19 protein-coding genes are annotated in these 22,132 nt (G+C 72.5%); 8 read left to right on the forward strand and 11 right to left on the reverse strand.

Annotated elements, in window-relative coordinates; translation table 11 throughout:
- Nucleotides 1–14: 14 nt before the first annotated feature.
- The 9 genes from BLU20_RS00645 to BLU20_RS00685 are packed head-to-tail and all read right to left on the reverse strand — an operon-like array spanning nt 15 to nt 11,316.
- Complete coding sequence (locus tag BLU20_RS00645) at nt 15–2,582, reverse strand: glycoside hydrolase family 38 N-terminal domain-containing protein (protein ID WP_083371188.1); 2,568 nt, start codon at nt 2,580–2,582, stop codon at nt 15–17.
- Nucleotides 2,579–3,313 carry an N-acetylmannosamine-6-phosphate 2-epimerase gene (locus tag BLU20_RS00650; protein WP_083372853.1) on the reverse strand — a complete coding sequence of 245 codons (735 nt, stop codon included), beginning with the start codon at nt 3,311–3,313 and terminating at the stop codon, nt 2,579–2,581. The genes BLU20_RS00645 and BLU20_RS00650 overlap by 4 nt, the downstream gene beginning before the upstream one ends.
- Nucleotides 3,310–5,043 (reverse strand): FAD-dependent oxidoreductase, encoded by a 1,734-nt coding sequence (locus tag BLU20_RS00655; protein ID WP_083371189.1) that lies wholly within the window; start codon nt 5,041–5,043, stop codon nt 3,310–3,312. Before BLU20_RS00655 ends, BLU20_RS00650 begins: the two co-directional genes overlap by 4 nt.
- The gene (locus BLU20_RS00660) at nt 5,040–6,548 is read right to left on the reverse strand and encodes a DUF4127 family protein (RefSeq protein ID WP_083371190.1); all 1,509 of its coding nucleotides are present in this window, start codon (nt 6,546–6,548) and stop codon (nt 5,040–5,042) included. Before BLU20_RS00660 ends, BLU20_RS00655 begins: the two co-directional genes overlap by 4 nt.
- Nucleotides 6,545–7,453, reverse strand: coding sequence for an ROK family protein (locus BLU20_RS00665; protein WP_083371191.1), 909 nt, complete (start codon nt 7,451–7,453; stop codon nt 6,545–6,547). The genes BLU20_RS00660 and BLU20_RS00665 overlap by 4 nt, the downstream gene beginning before the upstream one ends.
- Complete coding sequence (locus BLU20_RS00670; protein WP_043109116.1) at nt 7,450–8,175, reverse strand: GntR family transcriptional regulator; 726 nt, start codon at nt 8,173–8,175, stop codon at nt 7,450–7,452. The genes BLU20_RS00665 and BLU20_RS00670 overlap by 4 nt, the downstream gene beginning before the upstream one ends.
- Nucleotides 8,172–9,065, reverse strand: coding sequence for a carbohydrate ABC transporter permease (locus tag BLU20_RS00675; RefSeq protein WP_043109114.1), 894 nt, complete (start codon nt 9,063–9,065; stop codon nt 8,172–8,174). Before BLU20_RS00675 ends, BLU20_RS00670 begins: the two co-directional genes overlap by 4 nt.
- On the reverse strand, nt 9,062–9,937 hold the full coding sequence (locus BLU20_RS00680; RefSeq protein ID WP_231959246.1) for a carbohydrate ABC transporter permease: 876 nt from the start codon (nt 9,935–9,937) through the stop codon (nt 9,062–9,064). The genes BLU20_RS00675 and BLU20_RS00680 overlap by 4 nt, the downstream gene beginning before the upstream one ends.
- A 59-nt stretch (nt 9,938–9,996) precedes the next feature.
- Nucleotides 9,997–11,316, reverse strand: coding sequence for an ABC transporter substrate-binding protein (locus BLU20_RS00685; protein ID WP_083371192.1), 1,320 nt, complete (start codon nt 11,314–11,316; stop codon nt 9,997–9,999).
- A gap of 199 nt (nt 11,317–11,515) precedes the next feature.
- Here BLU20_RS00685 and BLU20_RS00690 point away from each other — a divergent pair, with 199 nt between their 5' ends.
- The gene (locus BLU20_RS00690; RefSeq protein WP_157270209.1) at nt 11,516–13,111 is read left to right on the forward strand and encodes a SpoIIE family protein phosphatase; all 1,596 of its coding nucleotides are present in this window, start codon (nt 11,516–11,518) and stop codon (nt 13,109–13,111) included.
- Nucleotides 13,112–13,192: 81 nt separating this feature from the next.
- The gene (locus BLU20_RS00695) at nt 13,193–13,873 is read left to right on the forward strand and encodes a haloacid dehalogenase type II (protein WP_083371194.1); all 681 of its coding nucleotides are present in this window, start codon (nt 13,193–13,195) and stop codon (nt 13,871–13,873) included.
- A gap of 21 nt (nt 13,874–13,894) precedes the next feature.
- Here the strand turns inward: BLU20_RS00695 and BLU20_RS00700 are convergent, their stop codons facing one another.
- Nucleotides 13,895–14,332: a MarR family winged helix-turn-helix transcriptional regulator gene (locus BLU20_RS00700; protein WP_083371195.1), complete on the reverse strand. Its 438-nt coding sequence runs from the start codon at nt 14,330–14,332 to the stop codon at nt 13,895–13,897.
- 52 nt (nt 14,333–14,384) lie between these two features.
- Here BLU20_RS00700 and BLU20_RS00705 point away from each other — a divergent pair, with 52 nt between their 5' ends.
- Genes BLU20_RS00705 through BLU20_RS00720 form a run of 4 tightly spaced genes read left to right on the forward strand, consistent with a single transcriptional unit; the run spans nt 14,385 to nt 17,231 of the window.
- Nucleotides 14,385–15,212, forward strand: a complete 828-nt coding sequence (locus tag BLU20_RS00705) for an NmrA family NAD(P)-binding protein (protein WP_083371196.1) — start codon at nt 14,385–14,387, stop codon at nt 15,210–15,212.
- Nucleotides 15,209–15,847 carry an NAD(P)-dependent oxidoreductase gene (locus BLU20_RS00710; protein ID WP_083371197.1) on the forward strand — a complete coding sequence of 213 codons (639 nt, stop codon included), beginning with the start codon at nt 15,209–15,211 and terminating at the stop codon, nt 15,845–15,847. The genes BLU20_RS00705 and BLU20_RS00710 overlap by 4 nt, the downstream gene beginning before the upstream one ends.
- Nucleotides 15,848–15,880: 33 nt before the next feature.
- Nucleotides 15,881–16,447 carry a sugar O-acetyltransferase gene (locus BLU20_RS00715; RefSeq protein ID WP_083371198.1) on the forward strand — a complete coding sequence of 189 codons (567 nt, stop codon included), beginning with the start codon at nt 15,881–15,883 and terminating at the stop codon, nt 16,445–16,447.
- Nucleotides 16,440–17,231 (forward strand): CPBP family intramembrane glutamic endopeptidase, encoded by a 792-nt coding sequence (locus BLU20_RS00720; protein ID WP_083371199.1) that lies wholly within the window; start codon nt 16,440–16,442, stop codon nt 17,229–17,231. Before BLU20_RS00715 ends, BLU20_RS00720 begins: the two co-directional genes overlap by 8 nt.
- A gap of 25 nt (nt 17,232–17,256) precedes the next feature.
- Here BLU20_RS00720 and BLU20_RS00725 read toward each other — a convergent pair whose 3' ends face one another.
- Nucleotides 17,257–18,267, reverse strand: a complete 1,011-nt coding sequence (locus BLU20_RS00725) for a DUF308 domain-containing protein (RefSeq protein WP_083371200.1) — start codon at nt 18,265–18,267, stop codon at nt 17,257–17,259.
- A gap of 98 nt (nt 18,268–18,365) precedes the next feature.
- Here BLU20_RS00725 and BLU20_RS00730 point away from each other — a divergent pair, with 98 nt between their 5' ends.
- Both BLU20_RS00730 and BLU20_RS00735 read left to right on the forward strand, forming a co-directional pair.
- A complete protein-coding gene (locus BLU20_RS00730; protein ID WP_083371201.1) occupies nt 18,366–21,032 on the forward strand; it encodes a lysylphosphatidylglycerol synthase transmembrane domain-containing protein in 2,667 nt (888 codons plus the stop codon).
- Between the two features lie 72 nt (nt 21,033–21,104).
- Nucleotides 21,105–22,127 (forward strand): NADP-dependent oxidoreductase, encoded by a 1,023-nt coding sequence (locus BLU20_RS00735; protein ID WP_083371202.1) that lies wholly within the window; start codon nt 21,105–21,107, stop codon nt 22,125–22,127.
- The last annotated feature ends 5 nt before the right edge of the window (nt 22,128–22,132 follow it).

Below are 22,132 nucleotides of genomic sequence, written 5' to 3' on the forward strand. Positions count from 1 at the left end.
CGTCCGCCGCGGCGTCAGTGCCCGAGGTGCCAGGAGCGGACCTCGGAGGGACGCAGGACGACCGCGATGCGGCCGTCCTCGACCTGGACCGGATCGGCGAGCGCCGACTCGTCCAGGCGGACGTCGCGGGTCGTGCGGACCCAGGACGGAAGGTCGATCCGCACGTCGGCGTCGACGTCGAGCGGGTTGGCGACACGCAGGACCGCGCCGTCGCCGGACTCCGCGCGCTTGAAGGCGGAGACGAGCGCCCCGGCGACCCGCGGCATCGTTCGCTCCGGGGTGCGCCGCCAGGCGACCGCCGTCCGCACCTGCTCGGCGCGGAACGGGACGTGGTGCCGGGCGGCGTGGACGGCGAGGTCCACCGCCGCGTCGTCGCCCAGGCGGAGGGCGAGTCGGACCTCGCGCGGCCCGTGGCTCTGCGCCTCGGCGACCTCGAACGCGGGGCCGGCCCCGGTCGTGCGGGACCGGAGGTCGAACCGGGAGAGCCAGCCGACCGACCGCAGCAGGGTCACCGCGAGCGAGGACCCACCCTCGACGACCCCTTGGACCTCGGGCAGCGCGTCGAGGAGCACGGCGACGCGTCCGGGGCCGTCCCCTGCTGTGGCGAACGTGTGCGCGGGCGAGGTCCCGCACGCCGCCTCCAGACCGGGCTCCGACGGGAGCTCGCCGAGGACCGGCGTGAAGGGACGGGTCTGGACCGACCAGTGCGTGTCCGCGGACCAGGACGTCGGGCTCCCGGCCACCGGGACGTGCCACCGCAGCCGGTGGTCGTCCGCCCGGTTGTCCAGGCGGACCGTCCACCGCAGGGTCTGCTCGTGCGCCCACGCCTCGATCCGGACGCGCAGGGGGGTCTCGACGACGGTCGCCGAGCGGGCGTCCCGGTCCGGCGTGAGGCCCTGGGGCGTCGCCAGGGCGGCGTCGATCTCCAGGACGGTGCGCACGGCCGACTCGTGGACCCGGACGTCGATGACGCGCGGCACGACCTCAAGGTCTTCGAGCGGCGGGTCGTAGTTGTACGAGTCGCCGCGGTCGCCGCCGTCCCGCAGGAGGCCGAGCCCGGACACGGTATGCCCGTCGGCGTCGGTCAGCGTCAGGGACGCGTCGTCCGCGACGGTGAGCACACGCCCACCGACCGTGGCCGTCCGCCCCGACGACGTCGACGGCGCGCACGTGGCGCGGTCGCCGAGGACGACGGTGTACACGGCCGACCCGAGGGCCGGCACCGCCTGCGCGACGAAGGCGAGGCGGTGGCGGGCACCGCGCAACGTGTCGGGCATCAGGTCGAGGTCCGCCTCGAACCACTGGTCGGGACCGAGCTCGACGGCCTCGACGGCGACCGGTCGGCCGTCGGGGTCCAGCAGGCCGGTCACGACCCGTTCCGGGGCGGTCGTGACGTCGACCTCCACGATCCCGTCGGCGTCGTCGCCGTCGCCCGACGTGACAAGGACGTCCACGGTGTCGTGCGCGAGCTTTCCTCGGCCACGGAGGTCGGCGCCGTCGTGCAGCCCGACCCTCCGCACCAGCTGGTCGCCGATCTCCAGCACCCGCTCGGCGCGCACCGTCGTCTCCCTGTGCACCTCGTCCACGGAGCAGCCGCAGATGGAGTCGTGCGGTGCGTTCTTCACCAGGAGGTCCCACGCGTGGGCGAGCAGGTCGTGGTGCGCAGCCTCCGAGGACCGCACCAGGGCGGGTTCGACGAAGCGCTCGAGCAGCACCTGCGCGCGGTCGTTGAGCGCCTTGACGTAGCCACGCGCGGACAGGGTGCCCGGCAGCAGGAACGTCAGGCGGTCGCCGAGGTGCCGCAGCTCCCCGTCGACCACCGGCAGATCGGCGACGGCCCGGCGCGCCTCGCTGAAGAAGTCGGACAGGGTCGACTCCACCACGGCGGTTCCTGTCGCCGACTCGGCGGCCGCGAGCGCGTCGGACCGACGGCTCGGGGGCACCGGCGCAAGGTGGTCCCCGCCGTTGAGCAGCAGCCACGGCCCGTCGGGCAGTCGGCGTCGCTCGTTCTCGACGAACGTGCCCACCGCCTGCGCCGCGGTCTCGGCGTCCCAGAGCACCTCGGCCTGGTGGTACGCCTGGTTGACGGTGAAGACCTCGGCGCCGTCCGGGCCGGTCCATCGGAACCGTGCGTGCTCCGGCGGGGCGCCGCGCCACACGAGGGCGGTGTCGATGCCAAAGCCGTTGAGGATCCGCGGCAGGTCGGCGGGGTGGCCGAACGCGTCCGGCGAGTAGCCGATCGAGCTCGTGCGGCCGCACGCCCGGCGCGCGAGAAGCAGGTTGCGGACGAGGTTCTCCGCCGAGACCAGCTGGTTGTCCGCCAGCACGTGCCACGGACCGATCGTCACGCGGCCGTCCTCGACCAGGCAGCGGAGCCGGTCCGCCACGTCCGGTCGGACGGCGGCGACGTCGTCGAGCGTCACGGTCTGCCCGTCGAGGTGGAACGACGCGAGCGTCCCCGACCCGACGTCGTCGCAGATGCGCTCGGCAAGCTCGACGAGCCTGGACCGGTAGCCCTCGAAGGGTCGGTACCACTCCCGGTCCCAGTGCACGTGGGTCACGACGTGGGTGCGGGGGGTCATCGGGCTACCTCCGAGGTGTCGGTCGTGGCGGGACGGGCGTCGAGCGCGGCGACGAACCGTTCGGTGATGGCAGCAGGGCGGGTGATGGCACCCCCGACGACGACGGTCGTCGCACCGAGCGCGAGCGCCTCCCGGGCGTGCTCCGGCGTGGAGATCCGCCCCTCGGCGACCACGGGGACCGAGAGCGCGGACGCCAGCGCGCCCACGAGCGGGAGGTCCGGGCCGACCGGGGGTGCGTCGTCGCCGACGTACCCGGAGAGCGTCGACCCGACGAGGTCGGCCCCGGCCTCCTGGGCCGCGACACCCTGGTCGACCGAGGCGACGTCTGCCATCACGAGGACCCCGATCTGGTGCATCTCGCGGACGACGTCCGCGAGGGTGCTGCCGTCGGGCCGGGCACGGCCGGTCCCGTCCACCGCGACCACGTCGGCCCCGGCCGAGGCGACGGCGCGTACGGACTCCATCGTGGGGGTGATGTACGCCCCTTCGCTGCCGATCTTCCACAGTCCGATCACGGGCACCGTGGTCACGGCACGGACGGCGGCGACGTCGTCCGGCCCCTCGAGCCGCAGGCCGGACGCGCCGCCGGCCAGCGCCGAGAGCGCCATCGCGCGCATGTGCAGCGGGCCGTGCAGCGGCTCGCCGTCCCGTGCCTGGCAGGAGACGACGAGGCGGCCCCGGAGCGCGTCGAGCACGCGCAGGCGCCGCTCGTCGAGGGCTGGGCGGTTCATCGGGTCTCCTGAAGCATGGTCGGGACCGCTGCGTCGGCAGCGAGGACGGACTCGGCCCACGTGCGGCCGAGGGGAAGGTCGTCGAGCCCGAACGCGAGCGCGATCGCAGCGCGCTCCTCGTCGTCGACGGGTTCGTCGGGGCGGACGGCGAGCGTCGACGCCCGGTCGCCGCGCAGGGCACCGCCGAGGATCGCACGCTGGCCCGCCCGGAACGCCGGGTGGTCGACGGGCAGGTCCTCGGCCCACGCCAGGGCCGTCCCCCGGTCGAGCAGGGTCGACTGGACCGTACGAATCCCGGCGCTCCTCCCCAGAAGGGCGCCGGGACTCGTCCCGGTCCGCACCGCGTGCGCAGCGATCACGCCGGCCGCCTCTCCGACGGACCACTCCCCGGGGTGGACCCGGTACGCGGCAGCGGCGACCTGGGTCGCCGCCAGGTTCTTGGCGCCCGCCAGGAGGTTCACCGGCCCGCGCCCTGGTTCGGGCACGAGCGCGCGTGCGGGCACCTGGAAGGGTGCGGTCGGCGCGTAGACGGGCTCCGGGTGGCCGACGCGCGGGTGGAGGTCGGCGTGGTACCAGGCCGTGCCGACCGAGTCCTCGTACCGCGTCGAGCGCGCGGCGCCGTCCCGCGGTGCGATGTCGTTCTCCGTCACCGGGCGGCTCGAGGCGAGCCGTCGGGACTCGCGCACGTACGGCGCCGTCGCCAGACCGTCGTCGGTCCCCGTGACGTCGGGCGCGAGGACGAGCTCGGGATAGCCGTGCCCCCCGCCGTCCCGCGGCGCGGCGGTCTGCAGCCAGTGCACGAACGCCAGGGTCAGCTCGCGCGCCTCGCGGGCGGCCGTCTCGGGGTCAGCGACGACGCCCGCCCCGGCGTAGTCGTTGGAGGCCCAGTTCAGGACGATCGCGTCGTCGCCACCGAGCACCGACGCGTCGTGGACGCGGCGGTAGGTCCAGAACGGCGGGTTCCCCGTCGGGCCGTCCTCGAACATGCGGTAGCGGTGCGTGGTCCCGTCCCACCCGGGGATGTCGAGCCCGAACGCACCGCGCGCCTCCAGCTCGGCGTACGACGCCGGCGCCGCCACGGGTTCCGCCGGCGTGTCCGTCAGCCGCAGACCGGCCACCCACGTGACCGACTGCTCCGCGCGCGGGTCACCCGCCCCGGGCAGGGCGTGCGGCTCGCCGAAGGCGTCCTGCCCCTCCGACCCGACGACGACGTCGGCCCCGGCGAGGGCGAGCACGTCGCCCAGCTCGGTCGCGTCGACCACCACGTCCGCCCGGACCTCCAGGTCCTCGCCGGCGACGTCGAGGCAGACGGCGACGACCTGCTCCGCGCCGTCGTCCCCCGTCCGGGTGCGCACGGCGACGGGCCGCGCGCCGAGGTGGATCCGGATCCGCCCGGCGTCGACGTGCGGCGCGAGCATCCCCTCGAGGACCTCGCGGCCGACCTGCGGCGGGAAGCAGAGCCGAGAGACCCAGCCTCCGCCCGGGTTCGCGCGGCCGTCGTACCGTGCCCGGACACGACGTCGGAACTCCAGGTACGCACCCGGCGCACCCGTGGTCTCGATCAGCGGGTGCTCGTCGAGCGGGCTCGTGGCCTGCGCGGTCACCTGGCCGCCGACGACGGGTTCTTCTGCCGTCAGGACGACGGTCGCGCCGGTCTCGGCGGCGGCGAGCGCGGCGGCGACGCCACCCAGCCCGCCGCCGACGACCGCCACGTCAGCGGTGTGGATCATGCCGGGTCTCCGTCCGGTCGGTCGCGGGTCGTGAGGTCGATCTCGAACGTCCTGCCCCACGGCAGGTGCAGGCTCCCCGGGACGATCTCGACGTCGTCGAGCCCCCCGCAGGCCTGCACGGCGGCGGTCAGGCGCCCCTCCCACCGGGCGCGTGTCGCGTCGTCGAGATCGACGGCGTCGTGCCGGGTGGGGTCGGACCCGAGCTCGGCCCGGACCTGGGCACGCACCACGCTCATCCAGCCGAGGTCCTCGACGACGCGACGGGTGATCGCCCGACGGTGGGCCCGTGCGTCGAACGCACCGACCGAGCGCGCCGCGGCCGTGACCACGACCTGCGCGGCGACGGTCCCCAGGGTGTTGCCCGCGGTGTTCCATGCGGCGTAGCCGTCGAGGCGGGCCCAGTCGTCAGCCGTCCCGATCGCGGCCGCGAGCGCCGGGTCGGCGCCGTTCGGCTGTGCGACGTCCGCGAGGGCCACGCGTCGGCCGTCGGCGAGATGCCGTCGGACGAGTCCGGCGGTCGCCGAGGCGGCGGCGTGGTCCAGGCGCGCGGGCGGGGCGACCGCCCAGTCGCCGCGGAACGCGGTGTCGCCGGGCGGGTGCACCACGACGACGACGTCGGCGACGGCGGGGTCCGGGACGACGCGCGCGCCGGCCGCCTCGAGCTGGCGTCGTGCGGTCAGGTGCACCGGGCCCGTCTCGTAGGCGGCCGTGCGCTCGAGACCGTCCGGGACGGCACAGTCGATCGCGACGCGCGGCGCCGGGGCCCCGAGGGCGTCTACCGCGCACCGCGCGACGAGAACCGCGCCGGTCTCGTCGGCGCCAGGGTGCACGAGCACGTCGTCACGCAGGCCGACGACGTCGACCCAACGGTCGAGGTCCGCCTGGGCCCGCGCGGAGAGCGACGTCCCGGTCGCGTCGTCCACGCCGATCACGAGACCGGTCAGGAGGTCGCGGCGGCGCAGGTCGAGCGCGGCGAGGGCGAGGGCGTGCTGACGCAGCCGTCGACCGGCCCAGTCCGCCGCGACGCCCCGCGGGACCTGCGGGGCGACGCGCTCGCGCGCGCCGTCGAGGTCGTCGACGCCCTCGGCGAGCGCGCCCGAGAGCCGGTGCAAGGAGGGCCCGGCGGTGCTCCAGTACTCGGGCTCCTCCATCGCGTCGTCGCTGTCCGGCGTCCGGGGCACGACGATCGCCGCGTAGGCGGGCGGCCCCGGACGCTCCAGGGGTACCCATGCCTCGAGCGCCTCGCGGACGGTCTGCGACCCGATACGGGAGCGGATGAGCGAGCCGAACGAGAGCGCGTCGAGCGAGAGGACCGAGGCGTCGGTGCGGGGCCGGACGTCGGCGTACCAGCGCGCGACGGCCGTGGCGTCGGGGATCTCCCGGACCGACGGTGTCGCGTCCGCGGGCGGTACGGCCACCGCGATGCCGGCGATCGCCGCGATCTCGCCGGGCAGCGCGCGGCTGACGGGTCGGTCGTCGAGCGGGACCAGCGCGATCCGGGTCATGCGGGCACGCCCAGGAGAGCGGCACCGACGGCCGCGGAGGCGTCGAGCTCGGCACGGCGCAGCGGCACGGTGGCCAGCGACGGCATCGCGGTCTCGCGCAGGGACTCCTCGGCCGCCTCGCGCAGGCCCGGGATGGCGGCGGCACCGCCCCCCAGGACGACGACCTCGGGGTCGAGCACGTTGACGAGCGAGCCCAGGGCGGTGCCCAGGGCGCGACCCGCGCGACGGACCGCGTCCGCGGCACGCCGGTCACCGGTGACGAGGGCGCGTGCGACGCCGCGGGCGTCGTCCGCGACCCCGCCCAGCGCCCGGTAGGTCTGGAGGATCCCAGGCCCCGAGGCCACGGCCTCGAGGTGTCCGAGCCGTCCGCACGGGCACGGGACGCCGTCGGCCCCCGGCACGGTCATGTGCCCGAGATGGCCGGCGACGTCGTGCGCGCCGTGGACGAGCCGCCCGTCGACGACGACGGCTCCGCCCACGCCCGTCCCGACGGTCACGGCGAGATAGTTCCGGGCGGAGCGCGCGGCCCCGGCACGCCCCTCGCCGAGGGCGAAGGCGTGCACGTCGTTCACGACGGCGACGTCGGCGTCGTCCAGAAGAGCGGAAAGCCCCCCGACGACGTCCGTGCCCGCCCATCCCGGCAGTGCGTCGGTCGCCGACAGGATGCGACCGGTGAGGTGGTCGACGACCCCGGCCGTCCCGACGCCGACCCGCTCGACCGGACGAGACCCGCACGCGGCGCGCACGAGGTCGGCCGCCCGGGCGAGGATCGCGTCAGGTCCCTGGGTGGCGGGGGTCGGCGACTGCCAGGACTCGACGACACGACCGTCGGCGGTCACCGTCGCGACGCAGGTCTTGGTACCCCCGATGTCGATCCCGAGGTACGTGGTGCCTGAGGGGCTCACGGGCGGCGCCTCCGTTGGACCGACAGGCGGAAGTCGTAGCGGTCCGCCCGGTAGATGCTTCGCCCGCGCTCGATCGCACGGGCGTCCGCGGTGTAGGTCACGCGGGACACGACGAAGGCAGGCGAGTGCGGGGGGACGTCGAGCAGCGCCGCCTGGGCGGCGTCGACGACGGTCGCACGGATGGTCTGCTCGGCGACGTCGGGCTCGATGCCGAGCGCCTCGAAGGTCTGGTAGATCGAGGTGACGCTCTGCGTCCCGAAGTCGGCGGGGACGAGCTCGGCCGGCAGCCAGACGTTCTCGATGCACATCGGCGAGCCGTCGGCGGTCCGCACGCGCTCGACGTGGATCACCTCGACTCCTGGCGAGATGCCGAGGTCCTGGGCGACCTCCGCCTCGGCCTCGACCCGCTCGATCTGCTGCGAGCTCGAGCCCGGCTCCATCCCGCGGGCACGGATGTCCTCGCTGAAGGACGTCAGCGAGAGCGACTTGCTGATCATCGTCGGGTCGGCGACGAAGGTGCCCGACCCCTGCACCCGGTAGACGAGGCCGTCCTCGGCGAGCAGTCCGATCGCCTGCCGGACGGTCATCCGCGAGACCCCGTACGTCGACATGAGCCGACGCTCCGAGGGCAGCGGGTCGTGCGGGGCGAGCCCGGCACGGATGTCGCTCTCGAGCTGGGCGCGGAGCGCCGCGTACTTGGGTTCCTGAACGTCGGTGGTCATCCCTTGACCCCTCCTTCTCCGACACCCATGAAGAACCATCGTTGGAGGGAGAAGAACAGGGCGAGCAACGGGATGACCGCGATCATCGTGCCGGCCGCGATCACCCGTTGGTTGGCGCTGAACGTTCCCGACAGGTACTGGATGCCGACCGTGAGCGTGTAATTATCAGGATTCTTCAGGATAACGAGCGGCCAGAGGAAGTCGTCCCACGCGAAGACGAACGCGAAGATCGCGACGACGGAGATCGAGCCCTTCACCGACGGCAGGGCGATGGTGCGGAAACGTTGCCAGGAGTTCGCGCCGTCGAGCATCGCGGCCTCCTCGATCTCCCGCGGCAGCCCGAGGAACGCGGTCCGCATCAGGATGATCGAGAGCCCGGTGGCGGCGGTCGGCAGGATCACCCCGGCCAGCGAGTCGACGAGTCCGATCGAGCGCATGGTGAGGAAGACGGAGACCATGATGACCTCGAACGGGATGATGATCGTCGCCAGGAACATGACGTCGGCGACGGTGCGGCCGCGGAACCTCAACCGGGCGAGGGCGTAGCCCGCCATCGAGCCGAAGATCACGTTCAGCAGGGCCGACGACGTCGCGACGATCAGCGAGTTCCCGATGTATCGGAACACGGGGATCGTCTCCGCGACGGTGCGGTAGTTCTCCATCGTCGGGTTCTGCGGGATCGGGTTCGGCGTGTAGATCGACTCCGAGCTGTCCTTGAGCGAGGTCAGGAACTGCCACAGGAACGGGCCGACGAGGAGCGCGAAGACGAGCGCGAGCAGCGTGTACCGCAGGACGAGCCCGCCGCGGGTGTGCCGGGCGCGGTCGGGCCGGAGCTGCTGCGGCTCCTGGGGGGCGACGTGCGCGGCGGGCGCGCTGAGCGAGGTGGTCATGGGGTCTCCGCCTTCTGTGCTCGCAGGTATCCGACCGAGAACCCGATCGTGAGGACGAAGAGCGCGAGGCTCATCGCGGAGGCGTACCCGACCTCGCCGCCGAGCCCGAGCCCGACCTCGCGGATCGTGTAGACGAGGGTCCGCGCCTGTCCGCCGGGGCCGGCGGTGCCGTAGCTCATGACGAAGACCTCGGCGAAGACCTTCATCGCGGCGATCGCGCCCAGGAGGCCGACCAGGAACATCGTCGGGCGGACACCGGGGACGGTGACGGACCAGAAGCGACGGACAGGCCCCGCGCCGTCGACCTGGGCGGCCTCGTGGCAGTCCTTCGAGACGTTCCCCAGGGCGGCCAGGTACACCACCATGTAGTAGCCGAGACCCTTCCAGACGGTCACGAGCATGCAGCAGAACAGCAGGAGCGAGGCGTCCGTGAGGAACGGCAGCGGCTCCTGGACGATGCGCAGCGCCTTCAGGAGCTGGTTGACCATCCCGTCGCTGGCGAGCAGCCACGTCCAGATCAGGCCGACGACCACCATCGAGGCGACGACCGGCGAGTAGTAGACGGAACGGAAGAACCCGATCGCGGGGAGCTTCGGCTGCACCAGCACCGCGAGCAGGAGCGGGAGGACCACCAGGAGCGGCACGACGACCACCATGTAGAGCACGGTGTTGCGCGTGGCGAGCCAGAAGTTCGGGTCCTCCAGCAGACGCCCGTAGTTCTCGAGGCCGACGAACGACCCGCCCCCGAGCGCACGTGCGTCGGTGAACGACAGGACGAGGGTGTTGATGAATGGCCACAGGTGGAAGAGCACCGCGATGATGAGCGCGGGTGCGAGGAACATCCACGGCGAAAGGCGTTGCGGAAGTCTCACGGGAGGTCCGTCCGTCGGGGCGGGGGCAGGCCGGGGCCCGCCCCCGCCGGGGGGTGTGACTAGTTGCCGCTGACCGCGTTGGCCTCCTCGACCGCCTGGTCGAGCGCCTCCTGCGCGGAGAGGTCACCGGTCATCGCGAGCTGGACCTTGCCGACCACGATCGCCTTGACCCGGTCGTCGTACTGCACGGGCAGCAGGTTCTGCGCCCCGTCGAGCTGCTCGGCCGAGACGCGCCGAGCCTTGGACTCGACGGTTCCGTCCGAGTCGTCCGTGAAGTACGGGTCGGCCAGGGCGTCCTTGACGGACGGGAAGATGGTCACGATCTTCGAGAACGCCAGCTGGTTCTCGGCGTTGGTCATGAACTCGGCGAACTTCAGCGCGGTCGCCTGGTTCTCGCTCGACGTCGGCACCATCAGGCCCATGACGGACATGTTGGCCGCGTCGGACGCACCCGTGATCTGCGGGCCGACGCCCGTCGCCTCGGCGATCTCCGGCGCGTTCTCCTCGATGATGGTGAGGAAGTTCGGGCCCGAGGGGAAGAGTGCGACCTGACCGGCCTGGTACGCCTCGGTCTCCTTGGCGTGGTCCTCGGTCAGCGAGTCGGGCGGGAACACGCCGTCCTGGTAGAGCTCGGCGAGCTTCTCGACGTGCTCGACGGCCTCGGGCGTGTTGAACGTCCAGGTCGTCCCGTCGTCGGCGAGGACGGGCACGCCCTCCTTCGCGAGGTCGAGCATGAAGCGGTTCTCGAGCGCGGGGTGCATGCCGTACACCTCGCCGTCGGAGGTCTCGCTGATCGTCGTCGCCGAGGCGTAGAGCTCGTCGAACGTCGCCGGAGGTGTCTCGGGGTCGAGGCCCGCGGCCTCGAACTCGTCCGTGTTGTACATCGTGACCTCGGAGGTGAGGTACCAGGGGAAGCCGAACGACCCCTCCTGGCTAGGCACCTGGAACGCGTCCCACGCACCGGCGACGTAGTCCTCGCGGAGCTCGGGGACGGCGGTGTCGAGGTCGACGAACAGGCCCTCGGACTCGAGAGGCTGGGCGAAGTTCGGGTTGAGGTTGATGACGTCGGGGAGGGTCCCGGCCGAGGCGTCGGTGGCGATCTTCTCCTGCGCACCCTGGAACGGGATGTCGATCCACTCGACCTCGGTCCCCGGGTACTCGGCCTCGAAGTCGTCGATGACTCCGTCGATGTACTCCGTGAACGTCGGCTTGAGCTGCAGGGTCGAGAACGTGATCTTCCCCGTGATCTCCTCCGCGGCGGCGGACTCCGCGGGTTCCGCAGTGTCGTCCGACTCCCCCGAGTCGAGACCGCAGGCGGTCAGTGTGAGCGTGGTGACGGCAAGCAGGGCGAGCCCGCTGCGCCAGGAACGAGTAGTCATGTCACTCCATCGTTGACGTGGCGCCTCAACTTCGAGGCGAAAGTGGTCCGTACCAGTGATGAGGACACTAGGGAAAGCCGCGGTTGAGGTCAACAGGTCGGAGAATATTGGTCCGTACCAGTTTGGTAACGACTCCAGAGTCCCGTGCGCGACGACCCGCGCCCGGGAAGAATTCGGCCCCGCGGCTAGACTCACCAAGGTGGCAGACTGGTTCGAACGCGCTATCGCCGAGAGCGAGTCGAACGAGGCCGCGCGCGATCTCGACTGGGCCCGCACGCCGATCGGCGATCCCTCGACCTGGCCGCCCGCCCTGCGCAGCGCGGTGCAGATGTGCTTCGGCACGCAGTTCCCCGTCCTCGTGGCCTGGGGCGACGAGCTCACGATGATCTACAACGACGCGTTCCGGATGATGCTCGGGCGTGACCTGCACCCCCGGGCGATGGGTGCCCGGCTCGCCGACATCTGGGGCGGCATCTGGCCGACGATGGGCCCGCGGGTCCGCGACGTCCTCAAGACGGGACGCGCGAGCTGGGACGTCGACCTGCCCCTGCGCATCCGCCGGTCCGGATTCGTCGAGGAGACGCGCTTCACCTTCTCGCTCAGCCCGCTGCGCGACGCAGACGGCTCGGTCAGCGGGATCATCGACATCGCGTGGGAGACGACCGACGTCGTGGTGGACCGGCGCCGGCTGCGGACGCTGCGCACCCTGTCGACGGCGCTCGGCAGCATCGGGGACGACACGCGGTCGATCCCGGCCGTGACCAGCGAGGTCCTGACGGCCAGCAGCGACCTCGAGGGCGCACAGGTCTACCTGCGCGAGCCCGACGGGACGTTCCCCGCCGCGCACCCGCGCTACACGGGCCTCGTCGCCGACGCCGTCCGCGAGGTCGCCGAGGTGGCCCTGCCACGCTGGGTCGGCACCACCCTGGTCGCACCGCTGTCCGCCACCCCCGTCCCGGCGGGCGTGATCGTGCTCGACGGGAGCTCGAGCTATCCGTTCAACGACACCCAGCGGTCGTTCCTGGCGCTGATCGCCCACTCCGTCGACTCCGCGTTGAGCCACGGCCTCACGCACCAGCGCGAGGTGGCGACCGTCCAGGGCGTCTCGGACGCCCTCCAGGAGGCGATCGCGCCGGGGACCCCGGACTCGCCCCGGTGGGCCGTGCGCTACCGACCGGCCGACCACCACCTGTCGATCGGGGGCGACTGGTACGACGTCGTCACGCTCGACAACGCGACCTACGGCGTCGTGGTCGGCGACTGCGTCGGGCACGGGCTCGAGGCTGCGGTGCTGATGGGCCAGCTCCGCAGCGCCGGGCGCGCCCTGTTCCTCGCCGACCTCGGACCCGCGCACACCCTCACGGACCTCGACGCGTTCGCGAGCACGGTCCCCGGCGCCGAGTGCACGAGCGTGTTCTGCGGGATCGTGGACACGGACGCGGGCACGGTGACGTATTCGTCAGCCGGCCACCCTCCGGGCCTCGTGGTCGGCGCCGACGGCACGGCACGCTGGCTCGAGGACGCGCGCGGGGCACCGCTGACGATCGCCACCCGCCGGCGCACAGAGGCCGTCGCCGCACTGTCCCCCGGCGACACCGTCATCCTCTACAGCGACGGCCTGGTCGAACGCCGGGGTGAGTCGCTGCGGGAGGGGTTCGCGCGGCTCGAGCGGTACGCGCTCGAGCTCGTGCCGCAGCACGACCTCGCGTCGCTGCCGGACGCGCTCCTGGCCGCCCTGGTCCCGGGGGTGGCCAAGGACGACGTCGCGATCGTCGTGTACCGCGCCGGGTCCTGATTCGGCCGGCCGCCCGCCGCGTCGGTCGCGCGAGGTCGGCGGGCCGGGTCTACGGTCGAGTCCCGACGAACGGAGGCCCTCATGGCGCAGTCTGCCCCACGCTTGATCGTGCTCGACGTGAACGAGACGCTGAGCGACCTCTCCAGGATGCCGGACCGCTTCGAGGAGGTCGGCGCCCCGCGACACCTCGCCCCGCTGTGGTTCGCCTCCGTCCTGCGCGACGGTTTCGCGCTCGCCACGGCCGAGACGCATGCGACGTTCGCCGAGCTGGCCGAGCAGAACCTCCGCGGCCTGCTCGCACCTCTTGGCCTGGAGGATCCCGCCGAGGCCGTCGACACGGTCATGGCTGGTTTCGGCGAGATGGACGTCCACCCGGACGTCGGCCCGGGGCTGGAGGCCCTGCGCGCGCTGCGGATCCAGCTGGTGACGCTGAGCAACGGGTCGGCCGCCGTCGCCCACGGCCTGCTGGACCGCGCGGGCCTCGCGGACGCGGTCGACGACGTCCTGAGCGTCGAGGGTCAGAGCTGGTGGAAGCCCGCCCGCGAGGCCTACTCCCAGCCTCTCGCGGTGCGCGACGTCGCGGCCGAGGACGCCATGCTCGTGGCGGTCCACCCGTGGGACGTCGACGGGGCGGCACGCGCCGGGCTGCGCACGGCGTGGATCGACCGCGCCGGGGGCACGCCGTGGCCCGACGCGTTCACGCCGCCGGAGATCACGGCGTCGTCGCTGATGGACCTGGCCGAGCAGCTCGAGTCGCCCTGACCCCGAGCGGCCTGTGACCCGCTACCGCCAGGTCGCCCGGTCCGCGAACCGCTCCGTCGAGCCGGCGAACGCCGCGACCTCCTCGGGCGTCCAGCCGTCGAGGATCCCTTCGAGGCGGGCGAGACGGAACTCGACGGCGCGCTGCAGCATCGCGAGTCCGCGGGCGGTCGGCTCGACGAGCATCGTGCGCCGGTCGGCCTGCGAGGGTGCCCGCACGACGGCGCCGGCGTCCACGGCGGTGCTGACGAGCCGGCTCGCGGTCGAGTGCGTGACGACGAGGGCCTCGGCGACGTCCTTGACGCTCGCGGGCGCGGCGCGGACGGCCGCGTCGACCACGAGGAGGGTCGAGAGCTCGACCCGGTCGTTACCGTCGGGCAGCACCGGGGGCGCGGTGAGGAACCGTCGGAGCCGCAGGAGGGCCCGGTCGAGGCGCTCGACGTCCTTCTCAGAACTGCTCATAGATGTATACTACATACAAGTTTCCACCCCGAGGAAGAAGGCGGACCACGCCATGACCATTCTTGTGACCGGTGCCAGCGGCAACGTGGGCGGAGCGGTGACGCGCGCGCTCGACGCCGCGGGTGTCACCTACGCCGTCGCCGAGCGGCCCGGCTTCGACTTCACGGACTCCTCCACGTGGGCCTCCACGTTCGACGGCGTCGAGTCGATGTTCCTGGTCCGCCCGCCCGCGATCGGCAACGTCAAGCGCGACCTGCTGCCCTCGCTCGCCGCCGCCCGCGACGCCGGCGTGAAGCACGTCGTGTTCCTCTCGCTCCAGGGCGCGGAGAAGAACAAGGTGGTCCCGCACGCCGCGGTGGAGGCCTGGCTCCGCGAGTCGGGGCTCTCGTGGACGTTCGTCCGCGCCTCCTTCTTCCACCAGAACCTCACGACGACGCACGTCACCGACGTCCGTGACCGTGACGACATCTTCGTCCCCGCCGGCAAGGGCGCGACGGCGTTCGTCGATGCCGAGGACGTCGGCGCGGTCGCGGCCGCGGCCCTGATCGACCCGGCGGCGCACCGCGACAAGGCGTGGACGGTCACCGGCCCCCGCGCGCTGACGTACACCGAGATCGCCGAGATCCTGACGCAGGAGCTCGGCCGCCCGATCACGTACGACCGCCCCGGCATCTGGCGGTACGTCCGGCACGCGCGCAAGGTCCTCGGCATGCCGCGCGGCATGGTCGCCGTGACCACCGCGATCTACACGACGGCGCGCCTCGGCATGGCCGCGGGGCTCACCACCGAGGTCCGCGAGGTCCTCGGCCGCGAGCCGATCGACTTCGTCGAGTTCGCGCACCGGGAGCGCGACGCCTGGATCCCGGAGGGTGACCGATGAGGATCGCACTGATCGGCGCCACCGGCCGGACCGGGCGGCTCGTCCTCGAGGACGCGCTGCGTCGCGGGCACGACGTCAGCGTGCTGGTCCGCGACAGTGCACGCCTGGCCCCGACCTCGCGGGAGGTCCGGGTCGTCGATGGTTCCGTCACCGACGCGGAGTCCGTCGCGCGCCTCCTCGAGGGCTCCGACGCCGTCGTCTCCGCCCTGGGACCGACCGCCAAGGAGAGCGACCTGCACGCCGTGGCCGCACGGAACCTGGTCGCGGCGATGTCCGAGCACGGACCGCGCCGGTTCGTCGGCGTCTCCGGGGCGGGGATCGACGTCCCGGGCGACCAGAAGTCGGCGTCCGCCACGGCGATCAGCTGGCTGATCCAGCGTCTCGGTGGCGACGTCGTCAAGGACAAGCCCGCCGAGTACGCCGTGTGGGCGGCCAGCGGCCTGGACTGGACGCTCGTGCGACCACCGCGGCTCGTGAACGGGACCGCCGGGACCGGAGAGCTGGAGCACGACGCGCACCGGTCCACCCGGTCCACCAAGGTGGTGCGGGCCGACCTCGCGCGGTTCGTCCTCGACGTCGTCGAGCAGGGCCTCTACGTCGGCACCGCACCGTTCGTCGCCACGCCGAAGGGCTGAGCCGTCCTGCGCGAGCCGGTCTAGGCTCGACGCATGAGTGACGACCGAACGATGAAGGAGCGGATGCTCGCCGGCGACCTCTACCGGGTCGACGAGGAGCTCGCCGAAGAGCTCGCGCACGGCGCGCGCACCGTCCAGGCCTACAACGCGACGGACCCGACCGACGCCGTCGCGCGGCGCGAGATCCTCGTGGGGTTCCTGGGCGCCGTCGGGGAGGACACGGAGCTCCGGTCCCCCTTCTACTGCGAGTACGGCTACAACACGACGGTCGGGGCGCGCACGTTCTCGAACTTCGGCCTGATGTGTCTCGACGTCGCGCCCGTCAAGATCGGCGACGACGTCAACATCGGCCCGAACGTCCAGCTCCTGACACCGACGCACCCGACCGAGCCCGGGCCACGCCGGGACAAGTGGGAGGGCGGCCGGCCCATCACGATCGGCGACAACGTGTGGCTCGGGGGCGGCGTCGTCGTCTGCCCCGGCGTGACGATCGGCGAGAACACCGTCGTCGGTGCGGGCGCCGTCGTCGTGAACGACCTCCCGGCCGACGTCGTGGCCGTCGGCAACCCGGCACGGATCGTCCGCCACCTCGGTGAGTAGCGACCCCACCCCCGCAGTGCCGCAGTCCCGGCGGCGCGTGACGGCCGAGATCTGGATCGTCCTGGGGCTGAGCCTCGGCCAGTCGGCGGTCTACGCCGTCGTGAACATCGTCGCGCGGCTGACCGCCGACACGGCTCTCGCCGACCAGACGACCCAGCTCAACCCGACACGCTCCGTGCGGCCGTACCTCGACCTGACGTACCAGCTGCTCGGGATCGCGTTCGCCCTCGTTCCCGTCGCGCTGGCGCTCTACCTGCTCTCGGCGCGGGGCCGCTCGGTGCGAGACGCGCTCGGGATCGACGGCAGCCGTCCCGGCCGCGACGTCGGCTGGGGGTTCGCCCTCGCCGCGGCCGTCGGCATCCCCGGGCTCGCGTTCTACGTCCTCGGACGTGCGATCGGCATCACCGTGGAGGTGCAGGCCTCTGGGCTCGACGCCTACTGGTGGACGGTGCCGGTGCTGATCCTCGCGGCGCTCAAGAACGCGATCCTCGAGGAGGTGATCGTCGTCGGATACCTGCGCGAGCGGCTCACCGACCTCGGGTGGGGCCGCTGGCAGTTCATCGCCACCAGCTCGCTGCTGCGCGGCAGCTATCACCTGTACCAGGGCATCGGCCCGGCGATCGGAAACGTCGCGATGGGAGTCCTGTTCTCCTGGTTCTACACCTCACGGTGGGGACGGCACCGCGTCGGCCCGCTGATCGTCGCCCACGCCCTGCTCGACGTCGTCGCGTTCGTCGGGTACGCGGCGTTGCCCGCGGAGTGGCGGGACGCGCTCGGGATCTGACCGCACACGGCGGGCCCGCCGTCGGTCAGACGTCTCGCCGCGGCTCCTCCGGGGGATCCTCGAGCGTCGAGTGCTCGTCGTCGTGGCGGTGGATCCGCGCGCTGTCCGGGTCGGGCCGGGTCGAGGCCGGGTCCTGTCCGGTCGCGGCCGGGTCGGGCCGGGTCGCGGACGGGTCGTCTCCGGTCGAGGCCGGGTCGCCGGAGAGCTCGCCCTCGGGGAGCGTCGCCGGAGCCTGCGTGCTGGCCTCCCGCGCGTCGATTCCGACGGGCCGCGTGTCGGGCCGGTCGTCCACCACCGCGACCGGCTCGTCCTCCTCGACGACGACGGCGTCGACCTCGGGCCGCAGCTCGGCCTGCGAGACGGTGGAGACCGCACCCGACGCGCCGAGGACAAATCCTCCGGTCAGCTCGATACCGAGATTTTCTGCCTGTTTGCGAAGATTGTCGATCTCCCGCGCGACGGCGCGCGTCGCAAAACCGGAGACCATCAGGATCGCGCCGGAGACGAACGCGAAGAGCCCGAGCACCACGCACGTAAACGAGACGACCTGGAGATCGCCCAGGTCCTGCGTGATCAGCGTGATTCCGAAAAGCGCCGAGACGATACCGAAGACCGCCATCCACGAGCTGCCGAGATCACGGTTTCGCGACAGATACATCGCACCCACGATCGACGCGATGCCGAGCACCAGCACCCAGACGACGAGCAGCCAGTACTGGCCGACGGCAGTGATGTCCCAGAACTGCCCCCAGAGCAGGATCGCCGCACCGAAGGCCACGTTGACCACGGCCTGGACCAGCCACCACTGGGCCCCGAGCTGCCGACGGTGCGAGAACCACTGCAGGATCAGCACCACACCGTCCACGGCGAGAAAGACGCCGAACAGCCACGGCGTGACGGAGATGTCCTGCAGCGGCGGGACGAGGAGAAGGACACCGAGGACGATGTACAGCAGCCCCCGGAGCACGGGTATCCACCAGACGCGTCGAAATTGCCGTGGCTTCTTCTCGGAGGTGGTTTCTTTCGAGCGTGCCATTCGATGCCTCGATACGTCGATGGAATTCTTGTTCGCATCGTCCCAGAACGGCCGCGTCGTCGCGCGGTGGCACGCGCCCCGCGTCTAGAATCGCCCGTATGCCCACGCATGACTACGCCTCCGGGGCACCCGGGTCACAGGTCGTCGGGGCAGCAAAATCCTCCGCAGAGGACGAGACGGTCCGGATCGTCGACACCACCACGCACCGGGTCAGGAACCCGCGCGACCTGCTGTCGATGATCGTCTCGGCCGTCGCCGTCGTCCTCGTCCTCTTCATGGCGGTCTACGCGCACGGCACGACCTCGGGCGTCACCGAGGACGTGCGCGGGTTCAGCGACCTGCTCGCCACGCTCCTCGACATCCCCGTCGCCGTCCTCGAGCTGATCGTGACCCTGCTCGCCCCCGCCGCCGTGCTCGTCGAGCTCGCGGTCCGGCGCCTCGGACGTCAGGTGGTCGAGTCGATCGTCGCCGCGTTGTCCGGGTACGTCCTCGGCGCGCTCCTCATCGCCGGCCTGTCCGCGTGGGCGACGCCGTCGCTGCTGCAGGGGCTCTCGGTCGGGTACGTCGTCTCCGACACCCCCGCCATCCCCATCTACGCCGTCTCCCTCGGCGCGATGCTCACCGTCGCGGGCCCCCGGACCCGGCGCCGCACCGTCGCGTGGGCGTGGAACCTGCTCTTCTTCACGCTCGCCATCCTCGTGATCACCAACCTGGTGTCCCTGCCGGGCGTGCTCGTCGCCCTGGCGCTCGGCCGTCTCGTCGGCTTCGCGGTCCGGTACGCCTCGGGGGTGCGCAGCGAGCGGGCGTACGACGGCGAGCTCGCAACCGCCGTACGCCGCGCCGGGTTCACGCCCGCCGCACTCGTCCGCGTGCACGACGTGACGACGCCCGCGGGCCGGCTCGAGGCGTCGACCGACCCGATGACGACCGTCACGGACGACGGCGAGAACCAGGAGCCCGTCCACATCGGGCCCGTCGTGCGTCCCGACGTCGAGCACCCGGTCACGCTGACCGAGGACGCTACGCTCGCCCCGGACCTGCTGCCCGGCGACCAGACCGTCGACCCCGCGTCGTCGGACCCCGCCGCCATCGCCCTGAGCCGGATCGGCGACCACCGCGTCTACGCCCTGTTCACCCCGCTCGGGTCCCGCCGCGACGTCGTCGTCCTCGACGGCGACCGACAGGTCGTCGGGTTCCTCACCCGCCTGTGGCGGATGCTGCGCCTGCGCGGGGTCGAGGGGCGCGCCGCGATCTCCCTGCGCGCCGTCGCCGAGCGCTATGCCCTGCTCAGCTATGCCGCGACCGCCGCCGGGGTGCGGACACCCAGGCTCGTCGGGATCGGAGAGGCCGCCGACTCGATCGTCCTCGTGCAGCAGCACCCCGCGGGCGCCGTCTCGCTGCGGGACGTCAACGACGCCCAGCTCACCGACGACGTCCTGACGGAGACGTGGCGCCAGCTGCGGACCGCGCACTCCGCCGGGCTCGCCCACCGCGCCCTCAACGCCGACGGCATCCTGCTCGGTCACGGGACGGACGCCCGGCCCGAGGTCTGGCTGACGGGCTGGGAACAGGGAGACGTCGCCTCCACCGAGCTCGCCCGCCGGATGGACCTGACGCAGATGATCGCGCTCCTCGCGCTCCGCGTCGGCGCCGAGCGCGCCGTCGCGTCCGCGGCCCGCGTGCTGCCCGAGGACGACATCACCGCGATCGGGCCGCTGCTGCAGCCCGTCGCGCTCCCCCGCTCCACCCGTGAGGACCTGCGCCGCAACAAGGACCTGCTCAAGCAGCTGCGCGCCGCACTGGTGGAGCGACTGCCGAAGACCGACGTCGAGCCGATCCAGCTGACCCGGTTCGGCACGCGCACGATCGTCACGCTGACCCTGACGATCGTGGTGGCGACCGTCGTCATCACCCAGATCAACATCGAGCAGATCTCGAGCGCCGTCGCGGACGCCAACCCCTGGTGGGCCGTCGCGTCGTTCCTGCTCGGCCTGCTGACGTGGATCGGCTCCGCCCTCGCGTTCGTCGCCTTCTCCCCCGTCAAGCTCTCGATGCTGCGGGCGACGGCGGTGCAGGCCGCGGGCTCGTTCGTCGCACTCGCGGCCCCCGCGGGCGTCGGCGCCGCAGCGCTGAACCTGCGCATGATCACGCGGCGCGGGGTCGAGACCCCGTTGGCCGTGGCGACCGTCGCCGTCGTGCAGGTCTCCCAGTTCGTGGTCACGATCGCGCTGCTGCTCGTCCTGAGCGTCTTCACCGGCGAGGGTGGCCTGGTCCAGACCCCGTCGACGACGGTGCTGATCGCGATCGGCGGGGTGGCCGTCGCGATCATCGCCGTGCTCCTGGTCCCTGCCGTGCGCACCTGGCTGTGGAAGAAGATCCGGCCCACCCTGCAGCAGGTCTGGCCCCGGCTCAGCGACATCCTCGGTCAGCCCTGGCGCCTGACGATGGGCATCATCGGCAACCTGACGCTGACCATGAGCTACGTGCTCGCGTTCGACGCCGCGCTGGCCGCCTTTGGCCAGGACCTCAGCCTGATCGACGCCGCGATCATCTACCTCGTCGGCAACGCGGCCGGGGCGGCCGTCCCGACGCCCGGCGGCCTGGGGACCATCGAGCTCGCCCTGACCGCCGGCCTCACGGCGGCCGGCATCCCGCCGGCCATCGCGGCCTCCGTGACCGTGCTGTTCCGGCTCGCGACGTACTGGGCCCGGATCCCCTTCGGCTGGGTCGCGATGCGGGTGCTGCAGCGGACCGGTGACCTGTAAGCGTTCTCGGCCCTGCGCGAAATCACTCCCCCTCCGCACCCGGAAGAGGCCCCCGGGTGCGACGGTGGAAGCATGAGCACACCCACGAGCACCCAGATCACCCTCGCGTCCCGCCCGACCGGCTGGCCGACGCACGAGAACTTCGCGGTCGCCACCATCGAGCTGCCCGAGCTCGTCGCGGGCGAGGTCCGCGTCGCCAACGAGTTCCTCTCCGTCGACCCGTACATGCGCGGGCGGATGAACGACGTGAAGTCCTACGTCCCACCCTTCGCGATCGGAGCGCCGCTCGAGGGCGGAGCGGTCGGCCGCGTCGTCGAGTCCGCCTCCGACGACCTCGCCGTCGGCGACGTCGTCCTGCACCAGCGCGGCTGGCGCGACGTCGCCCAGGGCGACGCGTCCGAGTTCCGGCGCGTCGACGAGATCCCCGGCGTCCCGCTCTCCGCCTACCTCGGCGTCCTCGGCCTGACCGGCCTGACCGCCTACGTCGGCCTGACGGTGATCGCGCCGGTCCAGGAGGGTGACACGGTCTTCATCTCCGGCGCCGCCGGAGCCGTCGGGAGCGCCGCGGGGCAGATCGCCCGCCTCAAGGGCGCGAGCCGCGTCGTCGGGAGCGCGGGCTCGGCCGAGAAGGTCGACCTCCTGACGAGCCGCTACGGGTTCGACGCCGCGCTGAACTACAAGGACGCACCGGTGCGCGAGCAGCTCCCCGCGCTCGTCCCCGACGGTGTCGACGTCTACTTCGACAACGTCGGCGGCGATCACCTCGAGGCCGCGCTCGACGTGATGAGCACCAACGGCCGCGTCGCGCTGTGCGGGGCGATCTCGCAGTACAACTCCACGGAGCGGGCCGCCGGCCCCGACAACATGTCCAACGTCGTCACACGGAGCCTGAGGCTGCAGGGATTCACCCTGGCCGCCTACTTCCACCACATGCCCGAGTTCGTGGCGGAGATGGGCCCGTGGCTGGCCAACGGCGACGTCGTCTTCGACGAGACCGTCGTGGACGCCCGCGACGACGTGTCGGGCACCATCGACGCGTTCCTCGGTCTCCTGCGCGGCGAGAACACCGGCAAGATGGTCGTTCGCACCGCCTGAGGGCG

The sequence above is a fragment of the Paraoerskovia marina genome (assembly GCF_900105445.1).
Taxonomy (GTDB): Bacteria; Actinomycetota; Actinomycetes; order Actinomycetales; family Cellulomonadaceae; genus Paraoerskovia; species Paraoerskovia marina.